8 protein-coding genes are annotated in these 12707 nt (G+C 52.7%); 5 read left to right on the top strand and 3 right to left on the bottom strand.

Annotated elements, in window-relative coordinates; all coding sequences use genetic code 11:
- Window positions 1-122: 122 nt before the first annotated feature.
- The gene (locus E1B03_RS07405) at window positions 123-647 is read left to right on the top strand and encodes a metal-dependent hydrolase (protein ID WP_133085944.1); all 525 of its coding nucleotides are present in this window, start codon (window positions 123-125) and stop codon (window positions 645-647) included.
- Between the two features lie 93 nt (window positions 648-740).
- On the opposite strand, the gene cysS is transcribed toward E1B03_RS07405, so the two are convergent.
- Entirely contained in the window at window positions 741-2126 is a 1386-nt protein-coding gene (gene cysS, locus E1B03_RS07400; RefSeq protein ID WP_103768688.1) for a cysteine--tRNA ligase, read from the bottom strand.
- 173 nt (window positions 2127-2299) lie between these two features.
- Between cysS and ppiB the strand changes: the two genes are divergently transcribed.
- Both ppiB and lpxH read left to right on the top strand, forming a co-directional pair.
- Complete coding sequence (ppiB, locus tag E1B03_RS07395; protein WP_003021875.1) at window positions 2300-2794, top strand: peptidylprolyl isomerase B; 495 nt, start codon at window positions 2300-2302, stop codon at window positions 2792-2794.
- Between the two features lie 2 nt (window positions 2795-2796).
- A complete protein-coding gene (gene lpxH / locus E1B03_RS07390) occupies window positions 2797-3519 on the top strand; it encodes a UDP-2,3-diacylglucosamine diphosphatase (RefSeq protein ID WP_103768687.1) in 723 nt (240 codons plus the stop codon).
- A 199-nt stretch (window positions 3520-3718) separates the two neighbouring features.
- On the opposite strand, the gene E1B03_RS07385 is transcribed toward lpxH, so the two are convergent.
- Together E1B03_RS07385 and E1B03_RS07380 are read right to left on the bottom strand one after the other, a co-directional pair.
- Complete coding sequence (locus E1B03_RS07385) at window positions 3719-9364, bottom strand: Ig-like domain-containing protein (RefSeq protein WP_165955298.1); 5646 nt, start codon at window positions 9362-9364, stop codon at window positions 3719-3721.
- A gap of 314 nt (window positions 9365-9678) precedes the next feature.
- Window positions 9679-9933: a hypothetical protein gene (locus E1B03_RS07380; RefSeq protein WP_103772033.1), complete on the bottom strand. Its 255-nt coding sequence runs from the start codon at window positions 9931-9933 to the stop codon at window positions 9679-9681.
- Window positions 9934-11131: 1198 nt separating this feature from the next.
- Here E1B03_RS07380 and purE point away from each other — a divergent pair.
- Both purE and purK read left to right on the top strand, forming a co-directional pair.
- Window positions 11132-11641: a 5-(carboxyamino)imidazole ribonucleotide mutase gene (purE, locus tag E1B03_RS07375; protein WP_103772035.1), complete on the top strand. Its 510-nt coding sequence runs from the start codon at window positions 11132-11134 to the stop codon at window positions 11639-11641.
- Window positions 11638-12705 carry a 5-(carboxyamino)imidazole ribonucleotide synthase gene (gene purK, locus E1B03_RS07370; protein ID WP_103772036.1) on the top strand — a complete coding sequence of 356 codons (1068 nt, stop codon included), beginning with the start codon at window positions 11638-11640 and terminating at the stop codon, window positions 12703-12705. Before purE ends, purK begins: the two co-directional genes overlap by 4 nt.
- Window positions 12706-12707 lie beyond the last annotated feature (2 nt).

Below are 12707 nucleotides of genomic sequence, written 5' to 3'. Positions count from 1 at the left end.
TCCCGGTGCCGGATAAGGTCAATCCCTGTCCGGCCACTTCCTCTCTCGTTTTCAGATAATGACTTCATCCCTACTTCACAGTAAACGATTAGCATGTCGTTTTTTCACTCGAAGCGATCATCATGCCAACAATCGTTACCCACGCGGCCGTTCCACTCTGTTTAGGGTTAGGTCTCGGACTTAAAGTCATCCCCCCGCGATTACTGTTTACTGGCGTCATTCTGGCTATGCTGCCGGACGCCGACGTACTGTCTTTTAAATTTGGCGTCGCCTACGGCAACGTGTTTGGTCACCGTGGTTTTACCCACTCACTGCTGTTTGCTTTTGTCGTGCCGCTGCTTTGCGTATTGATTGGCCGACAATGGTTTAAAGCCGGATTGATTCGCTGCTGGCTATTCCTGACGGTTTCACTGCTGTCGCACAGTCTGCTGGATTCGGTCACCACCGGCGGCAAAGGCGTCGGCTGGCTGTGGCCATGGTCGGATGAACGCTTTTTCGCGCCGTGGCAGGTGATTAAAGTCGCGCCGTTCGCGCTGTCACGCTACGCCACGCCGTACGGGCACCAGGTGATAATGTCGGAGTTGATGTGGGTATGGCTGCCGGGAATAGTAATGATGGGTGTGCTGTGGTGGTATCGGAAATATTAATCTGCCGGATGCGACGCGCTGCGTCTTATCCGGCCTACCGATCATCCCATCGTAGGCCGGATAAGGCGTTAGCCGCCATCCGGCAATAGAGAGTTACTTACGACGCCAGGTGGTGCCCTGCGGGCCGTCTTCCAGCACGATACCCATCTCGTTAAGACGGTCACGCGCGGCGTCGGCTGCCGCCCAGTCTTTCGCCTTACGGGCGTCCAGACGCTGTTGGATTAACGCTTCAATTTCGGCAACTTCACCGTCATCCGCCTGCGCGCCGCTTTGCAGGAACGCTTCGGGATCCTGTTCCAACAGGCCCAGCACGCTGGAGAGCTTACGCAGATGCGCAGCCATGCCGTTCGCCGCCGCCACATCTTCACCCTTCAGACGGTTAACCTCACGCGCCATATCAAACAGCACGGAGTAGGCTTCCGGCGTGTTAAAGTCATCGTCCATCGCTTCAATGAAGCGTGCTTCAAAGGCTTCGCCACCCGCAGGGGCAACGGATTTGTCGGTACCGCGCAGCGCAGTGTACAAACGCTCCAGCGCAGAACGCGCCTGCTTCAGGTTCTCTTCGCTGTAGTTCAACTGGCTACGGTAATGACCCGACATCAGGAAGTAGCGAATGGTTTCGGCATCGTAGTATTTCAGCACGTCGCGCACGGTGAAGAAGTTGCCCAGCGATTTGGACATTTTCTCGCGGTCAACCATTACCATCCCGGAGTGCATCCAGTAATTGACGTATTCACCGTCATGCGCACAAGTGGACTGGGCGATTTCGTTTTCATGGTGCGGGAACATCAGGTCTGAACCGCCGCCGTGAATATCAAAATGATTACCCAACTGTTTGCAGTTCATTGCAGAACATTCGATGTGCCAGCCCGGACGGCCTGCGCCCCACGGAGACGGCCAGCTCGGTTCGCCCTCTTTGGACATTTTCCACAGCACGAAGTCCATCGGGTTGCGTTTAACATCAACCACGTCAACGCGTGCGCCTGCCTGCAGCTGATCCAGATCCTGACGTGACAGTTGACCGTAGTTCGGGTCAGTTGGTACGTCGAACATCACGTCGCCGTTATCAGCAACGTAAGCGTGACCTTTAGCAATCAGCTGTTCAGTGATTTCAATAATCTCAGCGATATGGTGCGTAGCGCGCGGTTCCAGGTCCGGGCGCAGAATATTCAGCGCGTCAAAATCGCTATGCATTTCCGCGATCATACGATCAACCAGCGCGACAAAGCTTTCGCCGTTTTCGTTCGCGCGTTTGATAATTTTGTCGTCGATATCGGTAATGTTGCGCACATACTTCAGCTTATAGCCGAGGAAGCGCAGATAGCGCGCGACGACGTCGAAAGAAACGAAGGTACGTCCGTGACCAATATGACAGAGATCGTAAACGGTAATACCACACACGTACATGCCGACTTCCCCGGCATGAATAGGTTTGAATTCCTCTTTTTGGCGCGTCAGTGTATTAAAGATTTTTAACATCGAAGATTCCGTGTAGACGTGTGTGGATAGTAAAGTCTGTATAATACCCATAATTTAGAGCGGAAGCAGCACACTTTGCGAGGTGATCGCAGCTTGCGGTTATGCTATAACACACCCCTAACTCTGACCCTTGACGGGGTCGAAGCACCAATCTATCGGAACAGGATGCAAAAATGGTTACTTTCCACACTAATCACGGCGATATCGTAATCAAAACGTTTGATGATAAAGCGCCTGAAACAGTTAAAAACTTCCTGGACTACTGCCGCGAAGGTTTTTACAACAACACCATTTTCCACCGTGTTATTAACGGTTTCATGATCCAGGGCGGTGGTTTCGAGCCGGGCATGAAGCAAAAAGCCACGAAAGAAGCGATCAAAAACGAAGCGAACAACGGTTTGAAAAACACCCGTGGTACGCTGGCGATGGCGCGTACTCAGGCTCCGCACTCCGCAACCGCACAGTTCTTCATCAACGTTGCAGACAACGACTTCCTGAACTTCTCTGGCGAAAGCATGCAGGGTTGGGGTTACTGCGTGTTCGCTGAAGTTGTTGAAGGCATGGACGTGGTTGATAAAATCAAAGGCGTTTCTACCGGTCGCAGCGGTATGCACCAGGATGTGCCAAAAGAAGACGTTATTATCGAAAACGTGACCGTCAGCGAGTAATCGTGGCGACACTGTTTATTGCAGATCTTCACCTCTGCACAGAAGAACCGGCGATCACCGCCGGTTTTCTGCGTTTTTTAGCTGGTGATGCGCGAAAGGCCGATGCGCTATACATTCTCGGCGACCTGTTTGAAGCCTGGATTGGCGACGACGATCCTAATCCGCTGCATCATGAAATGGCCGCGGCGATAAAATCACTGGCAGATTCCGGCGTCCCCTGCTTTTTCATTCACGGCAACCGTGATTTTCTACTCGGCAAACGTTTTGCCCGTGAGAGCGGCATGACCTTACTCCCGGAAGAAAAAGTGCTCGACCTGTATGGCCGCAAGGTACTGATCATGCATGGCGACACCTTGTGTACCGACGACGCAGGCTATCAGGCGTTTCGCGCCAAAGTGCATCAACCCTGGTTACAGAAGCTGTTCCTCGCCCTGCCGCTGTTCGTTCGCCAGCGCATCGCGGCGAAAATGCGCGCCAACAGCAAAGCGGCCAACAGCAGCAAGTCGCTGGAGATCATGGATGTGAATCCGCAGGCCGTAGTGGCCGAGATGGAAAAAGACCAGGTCCAGTGGTTAATTCACGGTCATACCCACCGCCCGGCAGTGCATGAACTGACAGCCAATAGCCAACCTGCGTTCCGCGTAGTATTAGGTGCATGGCACACCGAAGGTTCGATGGTTAAGGTCACTGCAGACGACGTTGAGCTAATCGCGTTTGCATTTTAAACACATCACACAATCGGGCTCCGGTTAGCAAAATGTTCGCTCACTGTCGCAACGACTCAGTACCTCATCCTCATCTCGCCACCGTTTTGCCACGAAGACGCTAATTGTCAGACTTTAGCCGTTTGGCCAAACAGAAATGACTACACCTCCCCACATAACGTAGGGAGGTGTGATGATTACGTCGTCAGTCCCTGTATATTTAGAAATCCTCAATGCACAGGTAACGCGATGTGCCATATTTAGCGCTAGTCCCGCTACTGATTCCATTAACACTCGGATAACGAAACCAGTTATAGGGATAAGTGCCAGATGAAGGGTTAGTGGGTTCCATCCAAAAATGTACACCACTATCATGAAGATCAGACGGTATTACAGATTGCTCATATTTAACCTTATCGCCCCAGAAAGAACTAAAACCGTCTGACATATTTGCCGGCAGTCTCATGTCCAGCGAAGCACATGATTCCAGGGCATTGGGATAGGTTACCTCATTATTATAAACCGAAATCCATCTATCAAGTTTGAAGGTATGGCGAAGAATGCCAAACGTTTTTCCATTCTTAGGTGTGGCCGTCACTGTGACCTCCCTGGCCTGATGGCTCGCTATCGTCGTTTTTAGCATCACCACGCCGCTCTCATCAACCGTTGCCCAATCCGCATTGGTACGCCAGTTATAATCCGTACGATCGCCGCCCCCCCGTAAGTCCAGGACAAACTGAGCACCGAAGAAACCTTCGTTGGGCCCATTCAGTCCACGGCCTGTATTTGTACTATGGAGTCCCCTCACATTACTAAAAATAGGCATAACATCATAATTTGTTGTAACAATATCTGATGCCCAGTCATTGAGTCTAAATGATGCCTGTAGGTCTTCACCTTTAGCGCTCGCCTTTATCGTGAATGAGTAAGAACCATTACTATTCATCTCCAGTTTATTTATAACGGTACCAGAACCAGGCGTTTTAAATGTTGCATCACTTAAAACACTCTCAGGTTCCATCCTGACCACATTTCGATTTCCATCTCGTAGAGTTAGGGTGAATATCATCTCTTGATTCACCAAATAACCATTAGCGTTGCGGGTAAATGTTGACGTTGAGGCAACAGGTTCTCCGGCAACGATGCTATAAGGGCGCGACGTTACACCAGTGTCCCAGTCGCTAAGCTGTAGCTTTGCGGTAGCACTGTTCGTCGCCTTCACGGCGGTGAACGTCGCGATATATTTCCCACGCCCTTCGTCCTGCCAGCTACTTCCCTCTTTTATGGTTGCATTGTAAACATCAACGGTACTCGTGTTCAGCTCATCGGCTTGATTAATAACAGCATTTCCATGCTCATCATTAAGTGTTACGGTCACAACCATATCATCACCAGAGGTATAGGTATCCTTATCCACAGCCACTTCTGACCTCGAGAATGCCGCCTCTCCAACAACAAATGCCGTCTCCTTACTGGTAGCATTATTGCCTACCGTTGCCGTCACGATAATTTTCCCGGCCACGGTGCTGGTCAGCGTGGTGCTGGCCCTGCCGTCATCGCCCGTGGTCACCACCGCAGGCGCAAACGTGGCCCCGGTGTTATCTGCCGTGAACGTCACCTCAGCCTTTGCCACCGGATTGCCCTGTGCATCCGTCACCAGCGCCACAACGGCGTTGCCTGCCTGCCCGTCTGCCTTCGCTCCGGAGGCGACGCTCAGATTGCTGTCGGTGATATTGGCGGAGTCCTGGTCGGCGATAAATGCCGTCTCCTTACTGGTGGCATTGCTGCCTACCGTTGCCGTCACGATAATTTTCCCGGCCACGGTGCTGGTCAGCGTGGTGCTGGCCCTGCCGTCATCGCCCGTGGTCACCACCGCAGGCGCAAACGTGGCCCCGGTGTTATCTGCCGTGAACGTCACCTCTGCCTTTGCCACCGGATTGCCCTGCGCATCCGTCACCAGCGCCACAACGGCGTTGCCTGCCTGCCCGTCTGCCTTCGCTCCGGAGGCGACGCTCAGATTGCTGTCGGTGATGCTGGCGGAGTCCTGGTCAGCGATAAATGCCGTCTCCTTACTGGTGGCATTATTGCCTACCGTTGCCGTCACGATAATTTTCCCGGCCACGGTGCTGGTCAGCGTGGTGCTGGCCCTGCCGTCATCGCCCGTGGTCACTACCGCAGGCGCAAACGTGGCCCCGGTGTTATCGGCCGTGAACGTCACCTCTGCCTTTGCCACCGGATTGCCCTGCGCATCCGTCACCAGCGCCACAACGGCGTTGCCTGCCTGCCCGTCTGCCTTCGCTCCGGAGGCGACGCTCAGGTTGCTGTCGGTGATGCTGGCGGAGTCCTGGTCGGCGATAAATGCCGTCTCCTTACTGGTGGCATTATTGCCTACCGTTGCCGTCACGATAATTTTTCCGGCCACGGTGCTGGTCAGCGTGGTGCTGGCCCTGCCGTCATCGCCCGTGGTCACCACCGCAGGCGCAAACGTGGCCCCGGTGTTATCTGCCGTGAACGTCACCTCTGCCTTTGCCACCGGATTGCCCTGCGCATCCGTCACCAGCGCCACAACGGCGTTGCCTGCCTGCCCGTCTGCCTTCGCTCCGGAGGCGACGCTCAGATTGCTGTCGGTGATGCTGGCGGAGTCCTGGTCAGCGATAAATGCCGTCTCCTTACTGGTGGCATTATTGCCTACCGTTGCCGTCACGATAATTTTCCCGGCCACGGTGCTGGTCAGCGTGGTGCTGGCCCTGCCGTCATCGCCCGTGGTCACTACCGCAGGCGCAAACGTGGCCCCGGTGTTATCGGCCGTGAACGTCACCTCTGCCTTTGCCACCGGATTGCCCTGCGCATCCGTCACCAGCGCCACAACGGCGTTGCCTGCCTGCCCGTCTGCCTTCGCTCCGGAGGCGACGCTCAGGTTGCTGTCGGTGATGCTGGCGGAGTCCTGGTCGGCGATAAATGCCGTCTCCTTACTGGTGGCATTATTGCCTACCGTTGCCGTCACGATAATTTTTCCGGCCACGGTGCTGGTCAGCGTGGTGCTGGCCCTGCCGTCATCGCCCGTGGTCACCACCGCAGGCGCAAACGTGGCCCCGGTGTTATCTGCCGTGAACGTCACCTCAGCCTTTGCCACCGGATTGCCCTGCGCATCCGTCACCAGCGCCACAACGGCGTTGCCTGCCTGCCCGTCCGCCTTCGCTCCGGAGGCGACGCTCAGATTGCTGTCGGTGATGCTGGCGGAGTCCTGGTCGGCGATAAATGCCGTCTCCTTACTGGTGGCATTGCTGCCTACCGTTGCCGTCACGATAATTTTTCCGGCCACGGTGCTGGTCAGCGTGGTGCTGGCCCTGCCGTCATCGCCCGTGGTCACCACCGCAGGCGCAAACGTGGCCCCGGTGTTATCGGCCGTGAACGTCACCTCAGCCTTTGCCACCGGATTGCCCTGCGCATCCGTCACCAGCGCCACAACGGCGTTGCCTGCCTGCCCGTCCGCCTTCGCTCCGGAGGCGACGCTCAGATTGCTGTCGGTGATGCTGGCGGAGTCCTGGTCGGCGATAAAGTGCGTTGTCGTGTCGGTTGAACTTCCGGATTCACGTATAGATGCGTTGACCTTATACTCTCCGGCAGTCTGAGTTCTGATAATCGCATTCACCAGACCCTCATCATTACTTACAAACGTGTCTGCCGTAACCGTCGCTTCCGCCGTTTCGCCAACGGCGCTAACATCCACGATCACCCCCTCAGCAATATTTCCCCGGGTATCCGTCACTTTTATCGTTACCGCATTGCTGTCCATTCCGTTGGCTTTGGCACCCGCCGTAACCTTCAGATCACCTTCAGCAATATGCGCGGCTGATTTGTCTACGACAAAGTTTACCGTAGTCGACAACGTGGCTCGCGTTGCCGATCCTGAGCGAACGACAACATTCGTTTCTCCGGCACGCTCATTGGTGATCTTCAGCGTCGTTTTACCCTTTGCATCGGTTAACAATGATGTATCGACCACACCATCATTATCTGCATCCGCTTCAACGGTAAAATTCGCCAACGGATTACCCTGCGCATCCAGAACAACAGCTTCAATTTCGTTCGAACTTAAACCATCCGCATGAGCATGATTTTTGGTCACGTTCAGACCACTGAGCGTTGCAGTATTAGCATCAGCGACAAATACTACCTGTGCTTCTCTGGTACTCCCGTCATCCGTTGTGACCGTCACGGAACCCGTTTTTGCCACTTTACTGCGCAGCATGACCGTTCCCTTACCATTCGCATCCGTGGTAACAGAGAGCGTTTTGCTGTTTGATTGCGTATCGGTATAAAGCGTGGCTGCGGGGTTGTTATTCTCATCCATCAGTCCCGAGACGCTGAAAGTCAGCTGTTGCCCAGGCACAGCGAAACCAGACTCATCGTTTACGGCGGCCGTCAATGAAACAAACTGGCTGTTATCGGCGACCACGGGGATCTTTGGTGTGACGACAAGTTCCCCCATCTCGTGGTGAGAGGGGCTAACACGGATAATTGTGCTGGCTGTATTCGAACGATTACCTTTATTATCAAAACTGACCGCAGTCAGCGTGTATTCCTGCACAGCTCCACCACGAACACTCTGGGTATAAGCAGGGACACGAACGTCAATTTCTCTCTCTGAACGTTTCTGTAGGGTCCCTCCCTGCTCTACGAATCCTGGCGATGACGTCCATTGCGTCTCTTTCAGCCCATATTTATCCTGGTGCAAGGTAACAGGAATACGGATCAGCTCTGAAGAGCGGGCCTCTGTGACATCCGGCAAACTGATACGCAGCACTTCCTGCTGACGATACTCAAGAACAATATTGTTGTTACGATCAACCAGATCGTATCGGCTGCCAGCCAGACTACGCATTGCCGCCACTGATGACGGATCAATCTGCTGATGCCACGGCATACCCAGTTGATAATTAAAACCGATCCCCATCCGGGTATCATTTTTGCCCGACGCCCCCTGACGCTGCTCAGCGTTTAAACTCAGTAGCGGAATCGGCGTGTATTCAAGGCCGGCCGTGACCGCAAACGGGTTACGTTGGCGATTATTCTTTCCGAATAGTGCAACTTCTTTGCCATAGTACTGCTCCCAGGTCAGCTTTCCACCCAGTTGCGGAGCAAACGGTAACCAGCCTTGTGTCCGAACATCCCAGCCATTCGCCGGGCGTTCATCATAATCTCTGACATCCGGGGAATCCTTCCAGCCGGTGAGCCTGAAATAACCATTCGCACTTAATTTAACAAAGTCACGCCAATATTCCGCACCAATACCGGCACGGGCATGTTCGCGGGAGAGGTCATAGTCGCCAAACGTATTAGCGCCCAGCATATAATCAGAGGTGAAGTGACGAATCCCCACCCCCAGATTCGACTGGTTGCGGTCATCCGTACGATGGAGACTTCCCTGGGTAAATACCACCCTATCCCCCCGATCGTAAAGCGGAACCAACAGGTCAAGCTGAGAATTTTTCAGCGACAGTTTTTTGTCAGTCTCCAGCTGTACGCGGGCGGTTCCGAAGCGGTTCAGGAACTCTTGCACCTCACTACTGGCCGCGGTGGTTGCCATGCTTTTGCCCAGGGTAACGGCCGCATCCGTATCGGGGTTGTTAGCCAAAAAGCTCCCGGCGCGGGACGCAATTCCGGCAATATTTTTCTCGCGTTCATTGTCAACTGAAGGGAGTTGGTCGTTTTCACCCCAGGCTATCTCAGGAAACGGGGTTAACGGCACATCCAGTTCATCACCCGCCTGCAAGGTATTAAAACCGCGCGAAAAGGTGCGTAATTGATTGAGTTTTTTCAGCGCATCCGTACTCATGTTGAATTTCGCCGCAACGGAATCCACACTTTCACCGGGCTGGAGAATATACACTTGGGTTGGAATATCTACTGTAGCATTTGCCGATGGTGTATTGAGAAATCGCCGTTCGCTTCCCGCACCAGCAATCGCTGGCGTAAACGCAACCGTCACGGGAAATAAGAACTGGATTATTATATTAATCCAAACAAAACGTCGAAAAAATTTTCGCATAAATTAAAATACCTGTATAAAAAGAATGCAGCACCCCCTCCTTGACAGAAAGGATGTAATTGCGTCGTTTATCTAAAAATTGCTCAGCATGGCCGTGATACATTCGACCATTGTTTACACATTATAAGTTAAGCCATTTCAATTCCGATAAACTGTCTGACTTCAGTAACATGTTGCAGATTGAGTTTGCGGGCGCTCGCACCCACTCGTGAATAAATCGCCTTGTTATTCGCATTAAGAAACATTGCCGCTACTGATATATTAGGATGCTGTGCAACTGTAAGAGCAATCTGCTTCTCTTTTTCAGTCATCATGAGAAAAACGCTCTGTAAGAGGCCATCAAAAACCTGAGCTATTCTCCAGAGTAGTCTGGTGATTGTCATGGTGTCGCTCCTTATACGCATTAATTCAGGCGTAGCGAGAAGTGTGAACGTTAGAGACGTACCCTCAGCTAAAACCGTTCAGTCCTTACTCACTTATACATACAACTAATCCTAACAACCCAATGCCGTAACTAGATACTTGTATTGATGTTTTTGTTATTTACAGACGAATAAACTTAAATGCAGTTAAAATACAAACAATAAAACCACTTAAATGTTAGGGCTATCTAAGTGTGCAATCATGCCGACATCAATACTGATATGAAAGCAGCACGAGGAATGCAGGTGGTTTAAGCCATTATGTCGCCATGAGGCACGGAGAAGCGGGAATGGTTTATTTGATTGATAAGAGGATAAAATATCGTATTGAGGATGGCTCAATAAACATCACATCAGCAATTCAGATACACAATACTATCGTTAGTTATTGTAATAATGAGCATTATAATGTTAACAGAGAGATACTGGCATCCCGAAAACCGAACCGCAGACATAAAAAATACCCCGACATATTTTACTTAACTATGAAACGAGTCCAGTCCACACCATTCAGAAAAATTCAACTTCACTTACAGAGAAGAAAAAATGTTTCTGGGGCGATCATGTAAGTCATATATAAACAAAATGACCGCCCCCCTTTATGCTATTATTGCCATTAGCATTCTCATCTTACAGATTTATATGCAATCGGTACCAGACACCCGGTTTAGACATTAACTTTGCGACAATTATACGTTACGATCATCTAGTTCCCATATAATCTCTACTATTGAAATGAACTTTCGTCTGGGTAAGGATCGCTGTGGAAGGGTAATATTATCAGGAAATATCAAAACGGGTAACACTGTACAAACCCTCTCGCGAATGGCCGCCTTTGATTATGAAAGAGCCTCCCCAAACGAGATTTCAATCTATAATGTGGAGTATATGAAGAACGCGCGCGATACCGCAAACGATGAGTTATTTAGAAATAGCTTCTTTTATGCTCAAAAAGAAACAAGTAGACAAATGTACCTGAGTCCGTCAGGCAATGCGTGGTTAATCGCAAACCTGCAATCACCCTTTGCGTTATGTCTAAATAAAGAGGGGTAACTACGCGTTCCTCTCTCCTGCGCAATCGTTTTCCTTGACGCTAAAACATGCTATTCTCTGTGGCCTCAAAAGTCGAGTGTAGTGCACCACAGGAGTTTTCAGACGCATGTCTTCCCGCAATAATCCGGCGCGTGTCGCCATCGTGATGGGGTCCAAAAGCGACTGGGCTACCATGCAGTTCGCCGCCGAAATCTTCGAAATCCTGAACGTTCCGCATCATGTTGAAGTCGTCTCCGCCCACCGCACCCCAGATAAGCTGTTCAGCTTCGCCGAAAGCGCTGAAGAGAACGGCTATCAGGTGATTATTGCTGGTGCCGGTGGCGCAGCACATTTGCCTGGTATGATTGCGGCGAAAACGCTGGTGCCTGTTTTAGGCGTCCCGGTGCAAAGCGCGGCGCTAAGTGGCGTAGATAGCCTCTACTCTATTGTCCAAATGCCGCGCGGTATTCCGGTCGGTACGCTGGCGATCGGCAAAGCGGGGGCAGCCAATGCCGCCCTGCTGGCAGCACAAATTCTGGCAACACACGACACAGCATTACGCCAGCGTCTGAACGACTGGCGCAAAGCGCAAACTGATGAGGTACTGGAGAACCCTGACCCGCGAGGTGACGCATGAAGCAGGTCTGCGTACTCGGTAACGGTCAGCTAGGACGCATGCTGCGCCAGGCCGGCGAACCGCTGGGGATTGCGGTCTGGCCCGTCGGGTTGGACGCTGAACCGGCGGCGGTCCCTTTTCAGCAAAGCGTGATCACCGCTGAGATTGAGCGTTGGCCGGAAACGTCGCTCACCCGCGAACTGGCGCGCCATCCGGCGTTTGTTAACCGCGATGTTTTCCCGATTATTGCCGACCGCCTGACGCAAAAGCAGCTTTTTGACAAGCTCGGACTGGCGACTGCGCCGTGGCAATTACTGGCAGATAAAAGCGAATGGTCTGCGGTATTCGACAAACTGGGCGAGTTGGCGATCGTGAAACGCCGCGTCGGCGGCTACGATGGCCGTGGACAGTGGCGTTTACACGCCAATGAGACCGCACAACTGCCGGACGACTGCTACGGTGAGTGCATCGTTGAGCAGGGAATCAATTTCTCCGGTGAAGTCTCGCTGGTTGGCGCTCGTGCGCACGACGGCAGCACCGTGTTCTACCCGCTGACCCATAACCTGCACCAGGACGGTATTCTGCGCACCAGCGTGGTCTTCCCGCAGGCTAACGCCAGACAGCAGGAACAGGCCGAAGCGATGCTCTCTGCCATCATGCAGGAGCTGGGCTATGTCGGGGTTATGGCGATGGAGTGTTTCATCACCCCGGAAGGACTACTGATTAACGAACTGGCTCCGCGCGTGCACAACAGCGGGCACTGGACGCAAAACGGCGCCAGCATCAGCCAGTTTGAGCTGCACCTGCGCGCCATTACCGGTCTGCCGTTACCGACGCCGGTGGTGAACAATCCTTCGGTGATGGTAAACCTGATTGGTAGTGACCTGAACTACGACTGGCTGAAGCTGCCGCTGGTGCACCTGCACTGGTATGACAAAGAAGTGCGTGAAGGCCGCAAGGTGGGCCACCTGAACCTGAGCGACAGCGATACCGCACGCCTTAGCGCAACGCTGGAAGCGCTTATCCCCCTGCTGCCGCCGGAATATGCCAGCGGTATTATCTGGGTGCAGTCAAAATTGAAATAAGT

The sequence above is a fragment of the Citrobacter arsenatis genome (assembly GCF_004353845.1).
Lineage (GTDB): Bacteria > Pseudomonadota > Gammaproteobacteria > Enterobacterales > Enterobacteriaceae > Citrobacter > Citrobacter arsenatis.
Note: the sequence above shows the minus strand (reverse complement) of the source record. Positions and strands in the feature narration are given on the sequence as shown.

Bases quoted from the DNA above. Each gene is read 5' to 3' on its own strand.
- E1B03_RS07405 (WP_133085944.1), top strand. From the start codon at position 123: ATGCCAACAATCGTTACCCACGCGGCCGTTCCACTCTGTTTAGGGTTA.
- cysS (WP_103768688.1), bottom strand. From the start codon at position 2,126: ATGTTAAAAATCTTTAATACACTGACGCGCCAAAAAGAGGAATTCAAA.
- ppiB (WP_003021875.1), top strand. From the start codon at position 2,300: ATGGTTACTTTCCACACTAATCACGGCGATATCGTAATCAAAACGTTT.
- E1B03_RS07380 (WP_103772033.1), bottom strand. From the start codon at position 9,933: ATGACAATCACCAGACTACTCTGGAGAATAGCTCAGGTTTTTGATGGC.
- purE (WP_103772035.1), top strand. From the start codon at position 11,132: ATGTCTTCCCGCAATAATCCGGCGCGTGTCGCCATCGTGATGGGGTCC.
- purK (WP_103772036.1), top strand. From the start codon at position 11,638: ATGAAGCAGGTCTGCGTACTCGGTAACGGTCAGCTAGGACGCATGCTG.